General features: G+C 67.3%; 23 protein-coding genes. 11 read left to right on the forward strand and 12 right to left on the reverse strand.

The genetic code is table 11. The features are described from left to right. The first annotated feature begins 10 nt into the window (after window positions 1–10). Window positions 11–340 carry a hypothetical protein gene (locus ACXJJ8_RS08780; protein ID WP_499029003.1) on the forward strand — a complete coding sequence of 110 codons (330 nt, stop codon included), beginning with the start codon at window positions 11–13 and terminating at the stop codon, window positions 338–340. Between the two features lie 18 nt (window positions 341–358). On the opposite strand, the gene ACXJJ8_RS08785 is transcribed toward ACXJJ8_RS08780, so the two are convergent. Then, window positions 359–1,207: a hypothetical protein gene (locus ACXJJ8_RS08785; RefSeq protein WP_499029005.1), complete on the reverse strand. Its 849-nt coding sequence runs from the start codon at window positions 1,205–1,207 to the stop codon at window positions 359–361. Between ACXJJ8_RS08785 and ACXJJ8_RS08790 the strand changes: the two genes are divergently transcribed. Beyond that, entirely contained in the window at window positions 1,206–1,574 is a 369-nt protein-coding gene (locus ACXJJ8_RS08790) for a hypothetical protein (protein WP_499029007.1), read from the forward strand. The genes ACXJJ8_RS08785 and ACXJJ8_RS08790 overlap by 2 nt on opposite strands. A 21-nt stretch (window positions 1,575–1,595) precedes the next feature. On the opposite strand, the gene ACXJJ8_RS08795 is transcribed toward ACXJJ8_RS08790, so the two are convergent. Next, window positions 1,596–2,222, reverse strand: a complete 627-nt coding sequence (locus ACXJJ8_RS08795) for a TetR/AcrR family transcriptional regulator (RefSeq protein ID WP_498965150.1) — start codon at window positions 2,220–2,222, stop codon at window positions 1,596–1,598. A 19-nt stretch (window positions 2,223–2,241) separates the two neighbouring features. Next, window positions 2,242–2,499 carry an acyl-CoA-binding protein gene (locus ACXJJ8_RS08800; RefSeq protein ID WP_499029009.1) on the reverse strand — a complete coding sequence of 86 codons (258 nt, stop codon included), beginning with the start codon at window positions 2,497–2,499 and terminating at the stop codon, window positions 2,242–2,244. A 130-nt stretch (window positions 2,500–2,629) separates the two neighbouring features. Between ACXJJ8_RS08800 and ACXJJ8_RS08805 the strand changes: the two genes are divergently transcribed. Further along, entirely contained in the window at window positions 2,630–4,621 is a 1,992-nt protein-coding gene (locus ACXJJ8_RS08805) for an SDR family oxidoreductase (RefSeq protein ID WP_499029011.1), read from the forward strand. 21 nt (window positions 4,622–4,642) lie between these two features. Here the strand turns inward: ACXJJ8_RS08805 and ACXJJ8_RS08810 are convergent, their stop codons facing one another. The 3 genes from ACXJJ8_RS08810 to ACXJJ8_RS08820 form a co-directional block, all read right to left on the reverse strand. Continuing rightward, entirely contained in the window at window positions 4,643–5,617 is a 975-nt protein-coding gene (locus tag ACXJJ8_RS08810) for a restriction endonuclease (protein WP_499029013.1), read from the reverse strand. Window positions 5,618–5,786: 169 nt separating this feature from the next. Continuing rightward, window positions 5,787–6,323 (reverse strand): phasin family protein, encoded by a 537-nt coding sequence (locus tag ACXJJ8_RS08815; RefSeq protein WP_499029015.1) that lies wholly within the window; start codon window positions 6,321–6,323, stop codon window positions 5,787–5,789. Window positions 6,324–6,390: 67 nt separating this feature from the next. Continuing rightward, entirely contained in the window at window positions 6,391–7,635 is a 1,245-nt protein-coding gene (locus ACXJJ8_RS08820; RefSeq protein ID WP_499029017.1) for a patatin-like phospholipase family protein, read from the reverse strand. Between the two features lie 77 nt (window positions 7,636–7,712). Here ACXJJ8_RS08820 and ACXJJ8_RS08825 point away from each other — a divergent pair, with 77 nt between their 5' ends. Then, complete coding sequence (locus ACXJJ8_RS08825) at window positions 7,713–8,435, forward strand: DUF8198 family protein (protein WP_499029019.1); 723 nt, start codon at window positions 7,713–7,715, stop codon at window positions 8,433–8,435. A gap of 10 nt (window positions 8,436–8,445) precedes the next feature. Here the strand turns inward: ACXJJ8_RS08825 and ACXJJ8_RS08830 are convergent, their stop codons facing one another. Further along, a complete protein-coding gene (locus tag ACXJJ8_RS08830; RefSeq protein ID WP_498965138.1) occupies window positions 8,446–8,721 on the reverse strand; it encodes a polyhydroxyalkanoic acid system family protein in 276 nt (91 codons plus the stop codon). Window positions 8,722–8,776: 55 nt separating this feature from the next. Here ACXJJ8_RS08830 and ACXJJ8_RS08835 point away from each other — a divergent pair, with 55 nt between their 5' ends. Further along, window positions 8,777–9,592 (forward strand): FHA domain-containing protein, encoded by an 816-nt coding sequence (locus ACXJJ8_RS08835; protein ID WP_499029022.1) that lies wholly within the window; start codon window positions 8,777–8,779, stop codon window positions 9,590–9,592. Here ACXJJ8_RS08835 and msrQ read toward each other — a convergent pair. Next, complete coding sequence (gene msrQ, locus ACXJJ8_RS08840) at window positions 9,558–10,226, reverse strand: protein-methionine-sulfoxide reductase heme-binding subunit MsrQ (RefSeq protein WP_499029024.1); 669 nt, start codon at window positions 10,224–10,226, stop codon at window positions 9,558–9,560. The two genes, ACXJJ8_RS08835 and msrQ, sit on opposite strands and share 35 nt — an antisense overlap. After that, window positions 10,217–11,188, reverse strand: coding sequence for a protein-methionine-sulfoxide reductase catalytic subunit MsrP (gene msrP / locus ACXJJ8_RS08845; protein WP_499029026.1), 972 nt, complete (start codon window positions 11,186–11,188; stop codon window positions 10,217–10,219). The genes msrQ and msrP overlap by 10 nt, the downstream gene beginning before the upstream one ends. 125 nt (window positions 11,189–11,313) lie before the next feature. Between msrP and serC the strand changes: the two genes are divergently transcribed. Genes serC through aroA form a run of 4 tightly spaced genes read left to right on the forward strand, consistent with a single transcriptional unit; the run spans window position 11,314 to window position 15,932 of the window. Further along, window positions 11,314–12,399: a 3-phosphoserine/phosphohydroxythreonine transaminase gene (gene serC, locus ACXJJ8_RS08850; protein WP_499029029.1), complete on the forward strand. Its 1,086-nt coding sequence runs from the start codon at window positions 11,314–11,316 to the stop codon at window positions 12,397–12,399. After that, on the forward strand, window positions 12,392–13,519 hold the full coding sequence (pheA, locus tag ACXJJ8_RS08855) for a prephenate dehydratase (protein WP_499029031.1): 1,128 nt from the start codon (window positions 12,392–12,394) through the stop codon (window positions 13,517–13,519). Before serC ends, pheA begins: the two co-directional genes overlap by 8 nt. After that, a complete protein-coding gene (hisC, locus tag ACXJJ8_RS08860) occupies window positions 13,516–14,619 on the forward strand; it encodes a histidinol-phosphate transaminase (RefSeq protein ID WP_499029033.1) in 1,104 nt (367 codons plus the stop codon). The genes pheA and hisC overlap by 4 nt, the downstream gene beginning before the upstream one ends. Further along, window positions 14,616–15,932 carry a 3-phosphoshikimate 1-carboxyvinyltransferase gene (gene aroA / locus ACXJJ8_RS08865; RefSeq protein ID WP_499029036.1) on the forward strand — a complete coding sequence of 439 codons (1,317 nt, stop codon included), beginning with the start codon at window positions 14,616–14,618 and terminating at the stop codon, window positions 15,930–15,932. Before hisC ends, aroA begins: the two co-directional genes overlap by 4 nt. Window positions 15,933–15,935: 3 nt before the next feature. Here the strand turns inward: aroA and ACXJJ8_RS08870 are convergent, their stop codons facing one another. Further along, on the reverse strand, window positions 15,936–16,556 hold the full coding sequence (locus tag ACXJJ8_RS08870; protein ID WP_499029038.1) for an energy transducer TonB: 621 nt from the start codon (window positions 16,554–16,556) through the stop codon (window positions 15,936–15,938). Window positions 16,557–16,650: 94 nt separating this feature from the next. Here ACXJJ8_RS08870 and serS point away from each other — a divergent pair, with 94 nt between their 5' ends. Beyond that, the gene (gene serS, locus ACXJJ8_RS08875; RefSeq protein ID WP_499029039.1) at window positions 16,651–17,940 is read left to right on the forward strand and encodes a serine--tRNA ligase; all 1,290 of its coding nucleotides are present in this window, start codon (window positions 16,651–16,653) and stop codon (window positions 17,938–17,940) included. Window positions 17,941–17,943: 3 nt separating this feature from the next. Here serS and ACXJJ8_RS08880 read toward each other — a convergent pair whose 3' ends face one another. Continuing rightward, a complete protein-coding gene (locus ACXJJ8_RS08880; protein WP_499029041.1) occupies window positions 17,944–18,525 on the reverse strand; it encodes an FMN-dependent NADH-azoreductase in 582 nt (193 codons plus the stop codon). 127 nt (window positions 18,526–18,652) lie between these two features. Between ACXJJ8_RS08880 and ACXJJ8_RS08885 the strand changes: the two genes are divergently transcribed. After that, on the forward strand, window positions 18,653–19,660 hold the full coding sequence (locus tag ACXJJ8_RS08885; RefSeq protein ID WP_499029043.1) for a LysR family transcriptional regulator: 1,008 nt from the start codon (window positions 18,653–18,655) through the stop codon (window positions 19,658–19,660). Window positions 19,661–19,666: 6 nt separating this feature from the next. Here the strand turns inward: ACXJJ8_RS08885 and ACXJJ8_RS08890 are convergent, their stop codons facing one another. Then, window positions 19,667–19,906, reverse strand: coding sequence for a hypothetical protein (locus tag ACXJJ8_RS08890; RefSeq protein WP_499029045.1), 240 nt, complete (start codon window positions 19,904–19,906; stop codon window positions 19,667–19,669). Window positions 19,907–19,970: the final 64 nt, after the last annotated feature.

Consider the following 19,970-nt stretch of genomic DNA (forward strand, 5'->3'; position numbering starts at 1 on the left):
CGAGGACGCCATGGCTACCCGAAAGGTCACCAAGCGCAGCAACAAGGCCACTGCAAAGCACGCGAAACCGGCGAGCATGCCGAAAGACAAGTCGGCCAAACCCGCGGCCAAGCGGCAAGCCGATCCTTTCGAACGCGCGATGGCCGCGATCGAGAAGACGCCGCGCCCGCCCGCGCCTGCACGCATGGATCGCCACGCACGCGTGCAAGCGGGGCTGGAGGCGCTCCAACAGCGCTTGCGGGGGGCGGGTGAGGGTGCGGGCGTTGCGCACCGACGCGCAGGGATCGACAAATCCCTGGAGCAATTGAACGCGGCTTACGCGCGCTTGCTCAGGCGGTAGCTTGGATTCCCGCCCCATTCACTCGATCTGGTCGCGCGCGTACGCCGCGTCGAGCGTCTCCATCGCGTCCTTCGGTTTCGCCTTCGCCGCTTTTTCGAAGGCGGCCGCGGCCGCGTCTTCCTGTTTCTCGCCGTGGAGCAGCAGCAGGACGTTGGCGTGTTCGACGTGCGCAATGGGCGAGTCGGGGGTGAGCTTCAGCGCGGTCTTGATATGGGATTCGGCCTCGCTGGCTTTCGCACCATACGTGAGGCCACCGATCATCGCGCCGATCTTGCCGATGATCTCCGCGTGGTAGAGGGCGAGCGCGGTATGCGCTTCGGCGTGTTTGGGGGCGAGTGCCAGTGCGGTGTCGAGGGAGGCGCGCACCTTGCCGGCGATGCCTTGTTTGAGCGCCTTGGCGATCGACAGGCCCTGGCTGTAGCGGCCCAGCGCGAAGGCATGGCGGTAGTGGCTGTTCGCTTCGTCGGGCAGCGCCTGGATGGCGGCTTCGGCGAGCCGGGCGGCGTGTTCGAAACGCTTGAGCTTTTCGGCGTCGTCTTCGACCAGGTAGGTCGCGTGGATGCCGATGGCCTTGGTCGCGACCGACGCGCCGACGGGGCCGAGTGTTTCGCCGGCCTGGAACGCGGCCTGGAAGTCCCCGCGATGGAACGCGCGCCAGGCGTCCTGCAGCGCGATCGCGAGTGCGTCGGCATCGAGCCTCGGCGCAGCCTTTCCCGCCGCTTTCAACAACTTGCCGGCATGCCTGGCATCGGGGAAGGGCTCGGCGTCGCCGGCGTGCAGTTGCGGCCAGGCCTTCTTGAGCGCGTCGCCTGCGTAGGCGAAGGCTTTCGCGTCATGCGGGAACGGCGCCCATTTCGACTTGGCCATGCGGACCTTCCTGGATGCGATGGAAGCGGCAGCATTGCGCCGCGCGCGCGTCTTCGCAAGGTGTGAGCGCGGGGCGTGGTGTGATTGCTCCATGGATGAGGCGGCAACGTGCCGTCTGTGCAGGAGGCTTTTCATGTCACGCGAAACCAATATCCGTCATCTGTGGCTCGCCGGCCTCGGCGTGCTGGCGCGCTTGCGCCGCAGCGCCGACCGCATTGCCGGGCGCATGCCGATCGCGGAAGAACCACCGGTCGAGCCGCCGTTCGTCACGACGCAGAAGGTGGCCAAGCGCAGCACGCATTCGTCGGGGTCGCGCAAGGCGGGCGAACGGGAGTCGCAGCGGCGGATCGCGGGAAAGGGGCGCTGAAGCTATCGACCCGCGCAGGTATTAGTCGATGTAAGCCCGGGTCAACGTGTTCAAGTGAACGCGCTCGGCGTCCCTCAGGAACGGCGCGAGCAACATCATCACTTGCACGATGCCCGCGCGGATCGAGGCCTGTTCGTCCTTGTCGCCGCGCGCGGAGGCGTAGTTCAACCAGAACGTCGCGATCACCAGCACGTTCGTCGCCGCGGCGTCGAGTTCGTCGGCGCTCGCGCGCATCACGCCGCCCTGCGACAGACCGCGCATGACCGTGTGCGCCTGTTCGTCCGCGCGGCGCAGGATCCGCGCGAAACGGATGCGCAGGCGCCGGTTGCGGCTGAGGATGTTGGCGAGGTCGCGATACAGGAAGCGATAGTCCCAGATGCACTCGAACACCAGGTGCAGCTGCAGCCAGATGTCTTCAAGCCCGGGCAGGCGGCCTTCGGGCGCGCTCAACGCCGCATCGATGCGCTCTTCGTAACGGCCGAAGAGGTGCTCGATGATGTCGTCCTTGTTGCGGAAGTGGTAGTACAGGTTGCCGGGGCTGATTTCCAGCTCGTCGGCGATGTGGTTGGTGGTGACGTTGGGTTCGCCCTGCGCGTTGAACATCGCGAGCGACGCATCGAGGATGCGCTGTCGTGTCTGGCGGGCCATGCGGAGTTGTCGGCGCGCGTCAGGCGGTCAGCTTGCCCACGAGGTCCACGTATTTCTGCATCGCCTCGTCCTGGCCGGTGCCCTGCAGCTTGGCCCAGGCTTCGTACTTGGCGGTGCCCACGAAGTCGAAGAAGCCCGGCTTCGGGCCGGTGACGTCGCCTTCCGAGCMCTGCTTGTAGAGCGCGTACAGGCGCAGCAGCGTGTCGTTGTCGGGGCGCTCGGACAGTCCCTGGACATCCTTGGCGGCCTGTTCGAAGCGGGCTTTCAGGTCGGACATGGTGTGCAGGCTCCCGGGCGGCAGGCGGGCATCACAGCATGCGGTGTCGACGTTTTCAATACGCAGGGGAATTGTGGCGCCGACAAGGGTCTGGCAACGTAGGCGCAGGATATCGGGGAGCACGCAGGACATGACCTATTTCGTCACCGGGGCCACGGGGTTCGTCGGCCGCCACCTGGTCACCGCGCTGCTCAGGCGCAAGGGCCCGGTCCATGTGCTCGTACGCAAGGATTCGCGCAGGAAGCTCGAGGCCATCGGCGCGAAGATGGGCTGGGACATGAAGCGCATCGTGCCCGTCGAAGGCGACATGACGGGCGCCAAATGCGGCGTCGGCCCCGCGCAGGTGCGCGCGCTCAACGGCAAGGTCAAGCATTTCTTCCACCTGGCCGCGGTCTACGACCTGACGGCCAAGGCCGACGCGCAGCGCGCGAGCAATGTCGACGGGACCCAGCACGCGCTCGACCTCGCCGCCGCCATCGGCGCGGGCACCTTCCACCACACCTCGTCGATCGCCGCCGCCGGCCTGTATCCGGGCGTGTGGCGCGAAGACATGTTCGACGAAGCCGAAGGCCTCGAGGATCCCTACCTGCGCACCAAGCACGATTCGGAAGGACTGGTGCGCAACGAGAAGCGCATCAAGTGGCGCATCTACCGCCCGGGCATGGTCGTCGGCCATTCGCAGACCGGCGAGATGGACAAGATCGACGGCCCTTACTACTTCTTCTCCTTCATCAAGAAGCTGCGCGAAATGCTGCCGCAGTGGATGCCGATGCTCGGGCTGGAAGGCGGGCGCATCAACATCGTGCCGGTGGATTTCGTCGCCGAGGCGATGGACCACATCGCGCACAAGCCCAAGCTCGATGGGCACACGTTCCACCTCACCGACCCCGAACCGATGCGCGTGGGCGAGGTGCTCAATGCATTCGCGCGCGCCGGCCATGCGCCGGAAATGACGATGCGCATCGATGCGCGCATGTTCGCGTTCGTGCCGGGCGGCGTCCGTGCGGCTGTCGGCAATCTGCCGCCGGTGCGACGTTTCATCGGCATGTTGCTGCGCGACTTCCGCATTCCGAAGGAAGTGCTGAAGTTCATCACCTATCCCACGCGCTTCGACAATCGCGAGGCAGAGCGCGCGCTCAAGGGCAGCGGCATCACCGTGCCGCGCCTGGATTCCTACGCGTGGCGCCTGTGGGATTACTGGGAACGCCACCTGGATCCGGATCTGTTCATCGACCGCTCGCTCAAGGGCAAGGTCCGCAACAAGGTCGTGGTGATCACCGGCGGTTCGTCGGGCATCGGCCTGTCGACCGCGCAGCGCGTGGCCGAAGCCGGCGCGATCGTGGTCATCGTGGCGCGCGGCGAGGCCGAGTTGTTCAAGGCGCGCGACGAGATGAAGGCCAGGGGCGGCAAGGTCTTCGCCTACACCGCCGACCTGGCCGACATGGCCGACTGCGACCGGCTCATCGCCACGGTGCTGAAAGAGCACGGCCACGTCGACATCCTGATCAACAACGCCGGGCGTTCGATCCGGCGCTCGATCGAGTTGAGCTACGACCGCTTCCACGACTTCGAACGCACCATGCAGCTGAATTATTTCGGCAGCCTGCGCCTGATCATGGGCTTCCTGCCGACGATGACCCATCGCCGCAAGGGACACATCATCAACATCAGTTCGATCGGCGTGTTGGCCAATTCGCCGCGCTTCTCGGCCTATGTCGCGTCGAAGGCGGCACTGGATGCCTGGGCACGGTGCGCGCAGGGCGAGTTGTCGGGCAAGGGCATCGCGTTCACCACGATCAACATGCCGCTGGTGAAGACGCCGATGATCGCGCCGACCAAGATGTACGACAGTGTGCCGACCCTGACCACCGAAGAAGCGGCCGACCTGTGCGTGAAGGCGATCATCGAGCGCCCGAGCCGCATCGCGACGCGCCTGGGCATCTTCGCCTCGGTCATCAACGCGCTCGCACCGAAGGCTTACGAAGTCGTGATGAACACCGCGTTCGAATTGTTCCCCGATTCGGCCGCCGCGAAGGGCGACCGGAAGGCGCTCAAGGGCGAGATGGAACCGAGCGGGGAGCAGATCGCCTTCGCCGCGCTGATGCGCGGGGTGCACTGGTAAGGCGGCGGAGGGCTCTCGCCCTCAGAGCGTCGCACACTGCTTGAAGCGCGGCGCTTGCTCGCTGTTCTCCGGTGGTTCCAGGTACACCCGCGCGGTGCGCAAGGTCGCGTAGCGCGTCAGTACCGTGCATACGGCGTCGAAGCGTTCGGTGGAGGTTTCGTCGACCTGCACCTGCAGCGTGGACTTCGTCGACCAGGTGGCGCGGTACACGCCGGGCAGCGAAGACACGCGACGCACGACTTCCACGCGCTGCAGGTCTTCTTCTTCTGGCGTCATGGGCATCGCGACCGTCGGCGGGGTGGAGGCCGACGCTGCCGCGATGTCCCCGGCAACTGTCGCCGCAGGGCTGGTGGGCCGTTGGACGATGGGCGTGATGTCGTTCGGCGGCGGGGGCGCATCCGGCAGGCCGGCCATCCACCCGATCGCCAGGCCCAATCCCAGCGCAACCGCCCACGAGATCCAGACGCCGCGACGCGCGCGCTGGCTCGCGTCCTTGCGCACGTCTTCGGCCAGGCTCTGCGGCAACAGCGGCGCGATCTCGGGCCAGAGCGCATTGCCGTCGATGAGTTCGACGCGCGCTTCCTCCGCGGCCTTGCGCGCGTCGGGATCGATCGAACCGGGCGTGACGAGCAGCCCGCTGCGCGCACCCTGGAACTTCATCGCGCCGACGAACTCGGCCACCGATTGCTTCGTCAGCTTGTAGGCCGAGCCGTGCTTGCACCCGAGGACCGCGCGCTCGCCGTTGCGCGTGAGCAGGAATTCGGTTTGTTGCCCGCTACCGACTTCGTCGTCGGTGGTGATCACGTCGTAGCCGCGATGGCGCATCGCATCGATGACGAAGTGCGAGAACTCGCGCCACCGCATCGCCGAGAGCGCACGCACGCCGTTGAGGGCTTCGTCCTGGCGGCGACGGATGGTGGAAAAGTAGAGCGTGCCGAGCGCGCCGATTAGCACGACGACGGCAAGGGCGACCAGGAGCGATGTCGCTGAAGGCATTCGGGGTCTGCTGGGGCGCGGGTGGCGCATCTTACGCCAGCGGCCGCTGTACGCCATGTAACGCCGACCGCAATACGACCCGGCAGGCCGAAAAAAAGCCCGCCAGTCCGAAACCGTCAGGGGAGGGGAGCGACGGAACCGCGTGGACTGGCGGGCTGTAGCGATGGAATCAGACGACGGCGCGTTTCTTCGTCGCCTTCTTGCGCGCGTGCTTGGCCGGGGCTTTCGCCGGAGCAGCCGACGTCGTGGTGCGGCGCGGCGAAACGCGGCGAAGCTCAGCCGTCAGCGCATCGACGCGATCGGCCAGCGCCGTCAGGTCTTCGCGATTGGGAACGCCGAGCTTGACTAGCGCGCGCTGCACGCGTTCTTCGAACACCTTCTCCAGGCGATCCCACGTGTCGACCGCACGCTCGCGCGCCTGGCCGACGCGGCTTTCGACGGCATCGCGCACGACATCGGCGCGATTACCCGCGAGCTTGCGCGCGGTCTGTTCCAGGTTCAGGCCTTCCTTCACCAGGCCCTCGAACAAGCGCGTGCCTTCGGCCTGCGCGCGCCCGAAGGCGCCGACGCCGGCGAGCCAGATCTGCTGCGCCGATTCGCTGAGGGACTTGGAGAGACGTTCGGCCTGCGCCTGCGAAGCGGCGTCGGCGGCGGCCGACTTGCGGGCGGTCTTCGCAGTCTTTGCGGTCTTCTTCAGCTTGGCCATGCTCGGCTGCCTGTGCGGGATTGGGAGCCAGAATCCGGCGCAAAGCTAGAGCAATCACACCAAGGCGTCAGGCGCGGCGTCTGGACGCGAGCAGATGGTCGACTTCATCCAGCGCCCGGCGCAGGCGCGCGGTCGTTTCCGTCGCGCGCGGGCGATGCGGGAGGCCGTCGATGATCGAGCGGGTCGCATCATTGATGACTTCTTCGCGAAGCGACAGCCCGTGCGCCTGCAGCACTGGGCGGAGTTCGCCGGCGCGCTTGCGCAGATCGTCCATCGTGTTGCGATAGGCGATTTCGCACACGCGGCGGCGCGCGGCGAAGGAGAAGACGTTGGTGAAGAACAATTCGCCGTCGTCGCTGTTGGGTTCGAACACGAGCTGGTCGATGTTCGGGTAGGTCTGCGCGTAGCGCTGCAACCCGACCTGCATGCGCGATTGCAGCAGCGTGCGGAAGGTTTGCGAGAGCACCATCGGCAGGCCGCCCTCCGAAAGGCGCGAATCGATGCCGTTCGGCGTGCGACTTGCGCCATTGGAATCGAAGGGCACCAGCGGGTTGATGCCGATCAGCAGGTCGACGCCGCGTTCGAGCAACAGCGAGGCGTGCATCGTGCGGCGCAGCGCGCCATCGACGAAGTGCCTGCCACGCACTTCGACCGGCGCATACAGCCCCGGCAACGCGGCGCTGGCCTGCACTGCGCGTGATATCGGCACGTCGTCCCAATCCTCGCCACCGAAACGCACGGCCTTGCCGCTGTCGAGCTCGACCGCCACGACGTACAGGGGGGCGGCCAGTTCGCGGAAATCGTTGCTGCGGCCACGGCGCGTGAACACGTCGCGCAGGAAACGTTCGATCTCCGCGCTGTCGAACAAACCGGTGGGCACCAGCCCGCCGAAACGGTTGATCGCATCGGACCACCGCGAATCGCCGCGGCGGAACACGATGTCGCGCCACCATTCCATCGCCAGGCGCGGGGCGCCCGCGGCGCGGCGCATGTATTCGACGAATGCCGGGCGCAGGAAGGCGTCGGGGCGGAACTGCACGTCGTCGCTGTCGCCGGTGATGAAGATCCGGCACATCTCCGCGGTATCCATGCGGTTGGCCAGGCCCGCGGCGAGGAACGCACCGGAGCTGACGCCCACGTAGGCATCCAGCCGCGTGAGATCCAGGCCCTTGATCGCCTCGTCCATCGCGCGCAGGGCGCCGAGCTCGTACATCCCGCCGATGGGGCCGCCACCGGCGACCGCCAGGCCGATCTTGGGCGCGCGCGTGGCGGCAGGTTTCGCCCGTTCGCGGGCGGTATGCAGTGAAAGCATCGATTCGGCTACGGCGGGAGACGGGCGAGTGTAGCCCCTCGACGTGCACGCGATGTGCGCCCGGTACCATGCGGCGCATGTCGCGCCATGCGGATGTCGTCCATCGCCTGCAACGCCGCCTGGCCTGCCACCAGGCGCTGCACGATCCGGCGTGCGAACCCCGCAACGGCCTGCGCTGGCTGCCCGAGCTGCGGCGCTGGCAAGCCGCGCGCCTGGAGCGCAGCTTCCGGCGCTTCCTCGACGACCCCCACCGCGCCGCGGCCGCGCGCTTTTTCCTGACCGATGTCTACGGCGACCACGATTTCACGCAGCGCGACGCGGACATCGCCCGCGTCCTGCCCACGATGCAACGCCTGCTGCCGTCCACGCTGCTCGCCACCGTCGCCGACGGCATCACGCTGGGCGCCCTGACGCATGCGCTGGACCTGCGGATGGCGCAGGCCCTCGGCGACATCGCGCCGAAGGGCAAGCGCCTGGACGATGCGCGGTATGCGCAGGCCTATCGACGCGTGGGCCTGCCGCGGCTGCGGGCGCGCCAGATCGGCCTGATCCTCGACGTCGGCCATGGCCTGGGCGGCGCGTTGCGCCTGCCGGGAATTACGACCTTGCTGAAACTCTCGCGCGGGCCTGCGCATGCGGCGGGCTTGTCGGAGTTGCAGGGCTTCCTAGAACGCGGCGTCGGGGCGTTCAAGCGGCTCGGCGACGCCGATGCATTCCTCGCCGACATCCAGCGCGGCGAGCGCGAGATCGCCGCGCGCCTGTTCGCGGGCGAACCCGACCCCTTCCGGGGCCATCCCTAGACGCGCAGGGTCAGGCGAACTTCTCGTCGAGCACGCGGCGGATTTCCTGTTCGATCGGGCCCTTCATCGCCGACAGCAGGAACCCCAGTTGCGCGGTGACGTGCAGCGAGTCGGGTTGCAACGCGATGTGCCCGTCGACGCCGGAGCGGGTGAAATGCAGCGTGTCGCCTTCCCAGCGCGATTGCATGCCGAAGCGGTCGTCGAGCTTGGCGGCGACTTGTTCGAGCGACTTGCGCGCGGTGGCCATCGGCTGGGAATGCGGGTGGCGGATATCGATTTTCGACATGGGCGCTCGACTCGTCGTAGGGATCCGGCCGCATTGTCTGCTAGATTCCCGCGCGGTGGATACCTTGCGACTGCGCTTTCCCGATTCCAACCAGCCCGACGCCGGCATCGGCCCCGGGTTGCACGGCATCGGCCGCACGGCCGATGGCGCGCTCGCGCTCGTCGCCGAAGGCAGCCGCATGCTCGCGCAGCTGTGCGTGGATCGCCGCGGCACGTGGCTCAAACTCACCGACGGCGCGCGCACCGTGCACGTGAACGGGCGCCCGGTAAAAAACATGGCGATGCTGCGCGTGGGCGATGCGATCTACATCGACGGCCGCGAAGCGCTCCTGCTCGGCATGCCGCGCCAGCCCCAGGAGCTGCCTGCGCCGGGTGGGGAAGGTGGGGATCCACGCGTGCTGTTGCGCGGCGTCGGGGGCCAGTACCACGGGCGCAGCTTCACGCTGGACCGCCCGCGCCTGGTCGGCCGTGGCGTGGAATGCGACATCCGCATCGACGACCCCGCGTTTCCCGAACGCCACGCACGCATCGACGTGCAGCAGGGGCTGGTCGTCCTGCGCGGGGTGAATGGCGCCGAGGCGAGCCTCGTGAACGGCGAAGCCGCGCGCGATGCCGTGCTGCGCACCGGCGATCAGATCGTCTTCGATGCGCACCATCGGTTCGTCGTCGAATCGCCGGGGCGCCCTTCGCTCGTGCACGACGCGATGGCGCCGCCGTTGCCCGACGACATCGATCTCGAACATTCCGACGCGCCGATCCGTTCGCCGCGTGGTGCGGCCCGCAACGCGCGGCGCCTGCCTTGGTTGCTGCTCGCCGCACTGCTGATGGCCGCGGCCCTCAGCGCGATCCTGCTGTTCGGCTCGCCGGGCTGACCGGGCCGCCGACGGGCAAGGCGGCCATGCGCCGCTTCGTCGACAAGAACTTCCACGAGCGCCAGCCCAGCAACACCGCGAGGATGCCCGCGTACAACGCCGGCTCGCGGATGTCGGATTTCACCAGCCACCAGAAATGCAGCACGGCCAGCACGCCGATCGCATAGACGAGTTTGTGCAGGCGCGCCCAGTTGCGGCCCAGGCGCCTGATCCAGCCCTTCGTCGAGGTGATCGCGAGCGGCACGAGCAGCAACCACGCCGCGAACCCGACGGTGATGTACGGACGCTTGGCGATCTCGGCGAAAATCGTCGTCCAGTAGCCGCGCAGGTCGAGCACCAGGTACGCGCTCAAATGCACGCTGGCGTAGAAGAACGCATACAGGCCGAGCATGCGGCGGAAACGCACGAGCACCGGTTGGTTCGTCCATTGCCGCAGCGGCGTGATGGCCAGCGTCAGCATCAGGAAACGCAGCGCCCACAAACCGAGGAAATGTTCGATCGCGGCGACCGGATCCGCTCCCAGCCCGTTGCCGGTGTGCGCGACTTGATTGATCTTCAGGCCGATCCAGAGGGCCGGCAGCAGTGCGAGGGCGTGGACGATGCCCTTGGCGATGGGGACTTTTTTCAGAACCATTTCCTCAGATCCATGCCTGCGTACAACGAGGCAACCTGTGCCCCGTACCCATTGAACGGCTTCGTCGGAATGCGATCGGCGAACAACTTGCTCGCCGTGCCCGCGATCCGGCGCTCGGTCTTCTGGCTCCAGCGCGGGTGGTCGACCGCCGGGTTGACGTTGGAGAAGAACCCGTACTCTTCCGGTTGCGATGCGTGCCACGCGGTTTCCGGCATCGTCTCGACGAACTCGATGCGCACGATCGACTTGATGCTCTTGAACCCGTATTTCCAGGGCACGACCAGGCGCAGCGGCGCGCCGTTCTGTTGTGGCAGCGACTTGCCGTACAGACCGGTGGCGAGGAAGGCCAAGGGATGCATCGCTTCGTCGATGCGCAGGCCTTCGCGATACGGCCAATCRAGGATCGGCGAACGGATGCCGGGCATCTGCGCCGGATCGCCGAGGGTGACGAAGGCGACGTACTTCGCCTTCGATGTCGGCTGGAATCGCTTGAGGACCGATGCCAGCGGCACGCCGAGCCACGGGATCACCATCGACCATCCTTCGACGCAGCGCAGGCGGTACACGCGCTCTTCGGGTTTCAGCCCCTTGAGCAAATCGCCGAGTTCGAGCGTGCCGGGCTTCTCGCATTCCCCGCCGACCAACACGCGCCAGGGTGTGGTGCGCAAGGTCTTGCGCGCCTGCGAAGGATCGGCCTTGCCGCTGCCGAATTCGTAGAAGTTGTTGTAGGAGGTCACGTCTTCGTAACGCGTCAGTTCCTCGCTGGTGCGAAAGCCCGACTTCGCCTGCTCGGGCGAGATCGCAACTTTCGACGGCGGCGGAGGCGGCGCGGCTTCGGAGCAACCGGCCAGGGCCAGCGCCGGGCTCGCGGCGAACGCGGCGAGCAGGCGGCGGCGATCGGCGTACACCGCTTCGTCGGTGATCTCGCAGGCGCGGATGCGCAAGGCGTCGCGCAGGGACATGGTCGGCTTCCTCGGGGGTGACAGGACAGTTACGCCCGAAAGCGTCGAGCGGATGCGATGGCCGAGTGTCGGCTCGAATTTGCGTGTTGCATACTGCCGGCAACCCCACATCGACGACGCCCACCATGCCACGTGCCTGGAACTTCAGTGCCGGACCCGCCACGCTTCCCGAACCGGTGTTGCGCAAGGCGCAGTCGGAAATGCTGGAGTGGCGCGACGCCGGGGCCTCGATCGTCGAGATCAGCCACCGCGGCCCCGAGTTCATGGAAGTCGCCGCGGCCGCCGAACAGGCGCTGCGCACGCTGTTGTCGATCCCCGACGATTACGCGGTGATCTTCACCCAGGGCGGCGCGACGACGCAGCAGGCCCTGATCCCGCTGAACTTCGCCGCACCGGGGCAGCCGGCCGACTACGTGTTGACCGGCCATTGGGGCAAGACGGCGATGAAGCAGGCCAAGCCGTACGTGGCCACGCACGTGGCCGCGACGAGCGAAGCCGACCACTTCCGTTCGATCCCCGCGCGCGATGCCTGGCAATTCGCCGCGGATTCGGCCTACGTGCACATCACGGCGAACGAGACGATCCACGGCGTGGAATTCCGCGAGATCCCCGACACCGGGCAGATCCCGCTGGTCGCCGACTTCAGTTCGTCGATCGCCAGCGAGCCGCTCGAGATTTCGAAGTTCGGCATCGTCTATGCCGGCGCGCAGAAGAACCTCGGGCCGGTGGGCATCAGCGTGGCCATCGTGCGCCGCGACCTGCTCGAACGCGCCGGCCAGCCGCGCGCCGACATCTTCGACTATCGCTCGCAGCTGGCGGCCGAGTCGATGCTCAACACGCCGCCGACGTGGAACTGGTACATGCTCGGGCTCAACGTGCAGTGGATGCTGGACGAAGGTGGCGTGGCCGAGTTCGCGCAACGCAACGCACGCAAGGCGCAACTGTTGTACGCGGCCATCGACGGGTCGGGCGGTTTCTATCGCAACGAAGTCGATCCAGCGGTGCGTTCGCGCATGAACGTACCGTTCTTCCTGCGCGATGCAGCGCTGGAAAAGGCCTTCCTGTCCGAATCGAAGGACGCCGGCCTGCTCGCGCTGAAGGGCCATCGCGCGGTCGGTGGCATGCGCGCGTCGATCTACAACGCGATGCCGGAAGCGGGCGTGCAGGCCCTGGCGGACTTCATGCGGGACTTCGCCGGCCGCCATGGCTAGGAAGCCCGACGCGCCTTCGCCGAAAACCACGGGCGACGCAGCGCCGCTCGATCTTGCGGCCGTGCGGACGCAGATCGACGGCATCGACCGGCAGATCCAGGCGCTGATCGCCGAGCGCGCGCAGTTCGCGCGGCAAGTGGGCAAGGCAAAGGGCAAGCTCGCGGCGGCGGTGGATTACTACCGGCCCGAGCGCGAGGCGATGGTGTTGCGCGGCGTGGTCGATCGCAACGACGGGCCGCTCGCCGACGATGTTCTGGTGCGTCTGTTCCGCGAGATCATGTCCGCCTGCCTGGCGCAGCAGGAGCCGTTGAAGATCGGCTACCTCGGGCCGGAAGGCACGTTCTCGCAGCAGGCCGTGCAGAAACACTTCGGGCATTCGGCGAAAGGGTTGCCGCTGGCGAGCGTCGAGGAAGTGTTCGATGAAGTCGCCGCGGGGCACGCGGATTTCGGCGTGGTGCCCGTGGAGAACTCGGGGCAGGGCACGATCCAATCCACGCTCGACCTGTTCCTTACCTCGCCCCTGAAGATTTGCGGCGAAGTCGAATTGCGCGTGCATCAATACCTGCTCTCGCGAACGGGGCACCTGGAAGACATCGAACGCGTGTATTCGCACGGGTTGTCGCTTGCGCAGTGCCGCGCCTGGTTGCGCCAATACTTGCCGCACGCGGAGAAGCTGGCGGTGGCGAGCAACGCCGAAGCCGCGCGGCGCGCGCGCAACGCCGACGACGCCGCGGCGATCGCCGGGGAAAACGCGGCGCACGTGTACGGCTTGAAGAAAGTCGCTGGCCCCATCGAGGATCGTCCGGACAACACGACGCGCTTCCTGGTGATCGGGCGGAGCATGTTCCCGCCGTCGGGCAACGACCGCACCTCGCTGATGGTGTTCGTCCGCGACCAGCCCGGTGCGCTGTTCCGCGTGCTCGAACCGCTCTCGCGCCGGGGCGTGAGCATGAACCGCATCGAATCGCGGCCCGCGCATACGGGGCTGTGGCAGTACGCGTTCTTCATCGACGTGGGCGGGCACGTGAACGATGCGCCGCTGCGCGACGTGCTGGAAGACCTGGCCGACTTCGCGGAGAACGTGACCGTCCTGGGTTCGTATCCGGTGGCGGTGCCGTGAACTTCGACGGCCTCGCGGTACCGGCGCTGCAGGGGTTGCGCGCCTACGATCCGGGGCATGACCTCGTCGCCTGGCGTCGCCGCATCGGGCCGTCGCTGGTCGAACTGGGATCGAACGAAAATCCGTGGGGCCCCTCGCCCGCGGCGCGCGCCGCGGTGCTCGATCAATTGCACGGGATGCATCGCTATCCCGATCCGCTGGGTGGCGACCTCAAGCGTGCGCTCGCGGCCAAGCATGGCGTTGCCGTCGAGCAACTGATCCTCGGCAATGGCTCGCACGAGTTGCTGATGCAATTTGCGCAAGTGTTCGCCGGGCCGGGCGATGAAGTGGTCGCGTCGCAATACGGGTTCGCAGTGTATGCGATCGCGACGCAGGCGGCGGGGGCCACCTTGCGTGCAGTGCCCGCATTGCCGCGCGATCACGCGACGATGCCGCGTGGGCATGATCTGCTCGCATTGGCCGGCGCGGTGGGGCCGCGCACGAAGCTGGTGTATCTCGCCAATCCCAACAACCCGACCGGCACGCATTTCGCGCTCGATGCGTTGTCGGATTTCCTGCGGAAGATGCCGCCGGAGGTCCTGCTCGTCGTCGACGAGGCGTACGCGGAATTCGTGGAAGGCGACACATCGGCGTTGTCGCTGCTGGGTCAACATCCCAACATGATCGTCTCCCGCACCTTCAGCAAGGCTTACGCGCTCGCCGGGTTGCGTGTCGGATTCGCGGTGGCGCATCCGGCGTTGATCGCCGTGCTCGAGCGCGTGCGTGAAAGCTTCAACGTCAATTGCATGGGGCTCGCGGCGGCCGAAGCGGCGCTGCGCGATGACGCGCACCTGCGTTGGGGGCTGGCGCGCAACGCCGAGGAACGCGCCCGTCTTGCCGATGCGTTGGCTGGGCGCGGCTGGTTCGTGCATCCCTCGCAGACCAATTTCCTGCTCGTCGAATTCGGCGCGCGCACCGCGCAGATCGAGGCGGGTTTGCTCGAACGCGGCGTGATCCCGCGCCCCATGGGCGGCTACGGCTTGCCCGATTGCCTGCGCATCACCATCGGCGATCGCGACGAGAATCGGCGTTTGCTCGACGCGCTGGACGCAATCGCATGAACGCGACACCACCGCGCGAAGCCTGGGTCGCATCGCCCGGTGGTCCGCTCCGCGGGGAGGTGCACGTGCCGGGCGACAAGTCGGTGTCGCATCGCGCGATCATGCTCGCCGCCATCGCCGACGGCACCTCGCGCATCGAAGGCTTCCTCGAAGGCGAAGACACGCTCGCGACGGCGGCGATCTTCGAACGCATGGGCGTGCGCATCGAAACCCCCGGCGCGAGTACGCGCATCGTCCACGGCGTCGGCATCGATGGACTGCAGGCACCCGGCAGCCCGCTGGACTGCGGCAACGCGGGCACGGGGATGCGGCTGTTGACGGGTTTGCTGGCGGGCCAGCGCTTCGACAGCGTGCTGATCGGCGATGGCTCCCTGTCGCGGCGGCCGATGCGGCGCGTGCTCGATCCGCTGGCGCGCATGGGCGCGGAGATCACGGCGCACGACGGGTTCCCGCCGTTGAAGATCATGGGGGGCAAACCCTTGCGCGGCATCGCTTACGCCTCGGACATCGCGAGCGCGCAGGTCAAATCCGCCGTGCTGCTGGCCGGCTTGCAGGCGAAGGGCGAGACCGAAGTGCGCGAGCCGCATCCCACGCGCGATTACACCGAGCGCATGCTGCGCGCGTTCGGTTGGCCGATCGAATTCTCGCCGGGCATCGCGCGCCTCTCCGGCGGGCATCGCCTGCGCGCCACGGATGTCTGCGTGCCGGCGGATTTCTCGTCGGCGGCGTTCTTCCTCGTCGCTGCGTGCGTGATTCCGGGGTCGGACATCGTGTTGCGGCGCGTGGGCATGAATCCGCGGCGCACCGGTTTGTTGCGCGTGCTGCGCGCGATGGGCGCGCACGTCGACATCGAAGCGATGGGCGAGCAGGGCGGCGAGGCGGTCGCGGATCTGCACGTGCGGTACGCGCCGTTGCACGGCATCGACGTGCCGGTGGACGCGGTGCCGGACATGATCGACGAGTTTCCGGCGCTCTTCGTCGCCGCGGCCTGCGCTTCGGGCACGACGCACGTGCGCGGCGCGGCGGAGTTGCGCGTCAAGGAGTCCGATCGCATCGCGACGATGGCGTGCGGCCTGCGCTCGCTCGGCGCCGTGGTCGAAGAGACCGAAGACGGCGCGGCGATCCATGGCGGCCCGTTGCGCGGTGGCCATGTCGCCTCGAACGGCGATCATCGCGTGGCGATGGCCTTCGCGATCGCAGGGCAGGTCTGCGAGGGCGAAGTCCAGGTGTGCGATACCGCAAACGTCGCGACCTCGTTCCCTGCCTTCGATGCCTTGGCGCGCAGCACGGGGTTCGCGCTGCGCGAGGCCTGAGCGTTAGAGGCGGAACTCGATCGGCACGACCACCGTGCCGGCGACCGCCTGGCCACCCCGTTGCGCCGGGCGGAAACGCCACTTGCGAACCGCTTCGAGTGCCGCGCGATCCAGGTCGCGCGACTGGCTGCTGCTGTCCACGCTGACATCGGTCGGCACGCCATCGGCGCCCACCGTGACCAGGACGCGCACCGTGCCGGTTTCCCGCATGCGCAAGGCGCGCGAGGGATAACGCGGCGCGGGCCGTTCGATCGGCGTCGGGCTGCCGATATCCGCCATCGCGGGCGCGGGGGTGGGTGGCGGCGCGACGGGCGCCGGCGCAGGCGGGGCTTCGCGGCGCGGCGCTTCTTCCAGGCGCGGTTGTTCGGCGATCGCGTCCGCGTCGGGCTCTTCCATGCCGCTGGCGCCGGTGGCGTCGCCGGGCATCGGTGCGGGAAGCGGCGCGAAGTCGGGCTTGTCGGCGGTGGCGCGGACCTGCGCGGGTCCGCGCGTGTGCTCGCCCGACCACACGATCAGGAATGCCACCAGGCCGACCAGGACGGCGGCGAGGATCACGGCCAGTCCACGCCGCGTGGGCCGCCAGGCGGCCAATCGCGTCGCGAACGGGGAGGAGAGAGTCGACATGCACCCAATTCTGTCACGCCGCCACTGCAGGGCTTGTCGGCAAGCGCGCTGCAAGGCCGCATAATTCAGCCCCCGTATCGAAACGTGGCGCCCCATGCTCGACCCCCACCTGCTGCGCACCCAGACCGCCGAACTCGCGGCCAAGCTTCGTTCCCGCGGTTTCGACCTGCCGGTGGCGGCCATCGAATCGCTCGAGGCCGACCGCAAGCGCCTGCAGGTGCGCACCCAGGAGTTGCAGAACCTGCGCAACACCCGCAGCAAGGCGATCGGGCAGGCCAAGGCGAAGGGCGAAGACGTCGCGGCGCTGATGGCGGAAGTCGCCTCCTTCGGCGACGAACTCAAGGCCTCGGAAGTCGAACTCGAACGCATCCGCGGCGAACTGGACGCGATCACGCTCGGCATTCCCAACATTCCCTACGACGACGTGCCGCAGGGCGAGAGCGAGGCGCAGAACGCCGAAGAACATCGCTGGGGCACGCCGCGCACCTTCGACTTCGACGTGAAGGACCACGTGCAGCTCGGCGAGCGCAACGGCTGGCTCGACGGCGATACCGCCGCGAAACTCAGCGGCGCGCGCTTCACCGTGCTGCGCGGGCAACTGGCGCGGCTGCATCGCGCGCTCGCGCAGTTCATGGTCGACCTGCACACCAACGAGCACGGTTACGAAGAAACCAACGTGCCGCTGCTCGTCAATGCCGAATCGATGCGTGGCACCGGGCAATTGCCGAAGTTCGAAGACGACCTGTTTGCCACTGCCATCGGCGGCGACGAACCGGGTAGCCGGCGTTATCTGATTCCCACCTCGGAAGTGCCGCTGACCAACATCGTGCGCGATGTCATCGTCGAGGAAACGCGCCTGCCGCTGCGCATGACCGCGCATTCGATGTGTTTCCGCGCCGAGGCCGGCAGCCACGGCCGCGACACGCGCGGCATGATCCGCCAGCATCAGTTCGAAAAAGTGGAGTTGGTGTCGATCGCGCGCCCGGCCGAATCGGCGGACGAGCATGAACGCATGACCCGTTCTGCGGAAGTCGTGCTGGAAAGGCTCGGGCTGCCGTATCGCCGCGTGTTGCTGTGCACGGGCGACATGGGCTTCGGCGCGGCGAAAACCTACGACCTGGAAGTCTGGTTGCCCTCGCAGGACACGTACCGCGAGATCTCGTCGTGTTCCAACTGCGATGCGTTCCAGGCGCGGCGCATGCAGGCGCGCTGGCGCAACCCGGCGACGGGCAAGCCCGAACCGGTGCACACGCTCAATGGTTCGGGCGTCGCGGTCGGTCGCGCGTTGATCGCGGTGATGGAGAACTACCAGAACGCCGACGGCACCATCACGGTGCCGCCGGTCTTGCGTCATTACATGGGTGGCGCCGAAACGATCGGCTGACCGTTACGCGGCTTCGGCCACCGGCACCGGAATCGAGGCATGCGCGCCGGCCATCGCATCGGTGCGATGCTGCGGCGAATACGCAACGCCTTCGGCGCGCACGAATTCGACGTCGGTGACGCCCAGGAAGCCGAGCGTGTGGCGCAGGTACGCTTCCTGGAAATCCGCCGGGCTGCCTTCGCCGTAGATGCCGCCGCGTCCGCTGGCCACGATCAGCTTCTTGCCCGTCGCCAGGCCTTCCGGCCCGTTTTCGGTGTAATGGAAGGTCTTGCCCGCCACCGCGACGCGGTCGATCCACGCCTTCAAGGTCGAAGGAATGCCGAAGTTGTACATCGGCGCACCGATCACGATGACATCGCTGGCGAGGAACTGATCCATGACCGCGTCGCCCTCGGCCTTGGCGGCCGCATCGGCGCCGGTCAGCACCGCACCGGTGAGGTGGGGGAGGGGATTGGTGTCGAGATCGCGATATTCGACGGCCAGGCCCGGCACGGCAGCCTGCCAACGCGCGACAATCGCCGCACTCAGCTCGCGGGTGACGGAGTTCGCGCCCAGGGCGCTGGTGTCGAGATGCAGGAGTTTCATGGCAGAGCCTCAGGTCCGGGCAGCGGGTGTGCTGCGTTGGGACGAACTCTAGGCCGTTGCATCAGTGGGATAAAGATGGTCAAATGCCACGCATCGTTGCATTTGCGACAATAGTTCGGAGCCGGTCATGCAAGACCTCAACGATCTCTATTACTTCTCCGCCGTGGTCGACAACGGGGGCTTCGCCGCCGCCGAACGCGCCCTGGGCATTCCCAAGTCCCGTTTGAGCCGGCGCATCAGCGCGCTGGAGACCGAACTCGGCGTGCGCCTGCTGCAGCGTTCGACACGCCGCTTCGCCGTCACCGACGTCGGCAGCGCCGTGCATCGCCACGCGCAGACGATGCTGGAAGAAGCCAAGGCCGCGCGCGAAGTCGTCGACCGCCTGAGTGCGGAGCCGCGCGGCACCATCCGCATGAGCGTGCCGGTGAGCTTCGCGCAGGAAATGATTCCGCGCCTGATGCCCGAGTTCCTCGCCAAATATCCGCAGGTGCGCGTCCAGCTGCACGTGAGCAACCGCCGCGTGGACGTGATCAACGAAGGCTTCGATCTCGCGATGCGCGCGCGCAACAAGCTCGACGACGACGGCAGCCTGGTGATGCGTTCCTTCGGCCAGATCCAGGAGTTGCTCGTCGCCAGCCCCGGTTATCTCGACCGCATGGGCCGGCCGAAGGATCCCGATGAGTTGAAGGACCACGTCACGCTCAGCATGAACGAGGACGAGGCGCGCCAGCGTTGGGACCTGCAGGACGCCAACGGCGAGTCACGCCGCGTCGAACTCAAGCCGCGCCTGGCGGGGTTCGATTTCCCGATGCTGATGGCGCTCGCGCGGCAGGGCATCGGCATCACGATGCTGCCCGAAACCGTGTGTGCCGAAGCGATCCGCAATGGCGAACTGGAAGTCGTGCTCCCCGAATGGCGCCTGCCGCAAGGAATTGCGCACCTGGTGTTCGCATCGCGTCGCGGCCTGTTGCCCGCCGTGCGCGCGATGATCGATTTCCTCGCCGAACGCATGCCCGCGTTGATCGAAGAGTCGCGCCTGCATTGCCGCAATTGCCCGCAAGACAAGGAAAAACAGGGGGCGCCGCACGTGGAGCGCCGCAAGCCCGCGGCGGCGACCGTCGCACCGCAGGCCTGACACGCGTCAGTGCAGTTGGTGGCGGCCGCGCCTGGGGTCGTAGAACTGCGCCGCCGTCAGCAATGCGAACGCGCGCGCCTGCAACTCGTGTTCGACGCGATGTCGCAACGTCGGGTCGAGCACGTCGGGCTCGAGCACGCCGAGCCAATGCACGCGCGTCCCGCGGATCTGTTCGATCACCGGTCCGCGTTGCAACATGTAGTGCCCCTGGTAACACCGATAGACGTTCAGCAAGGTTGACGTCATGGAAGCGGCCGTGTGGTTTCGTCGAAAAGAGCCGCATCGTCCTTGAGGATGATGAGGTTTGCGA

This window comes from Lysobacter sp. P5_C4 (genome assembly GCF_054049695.1).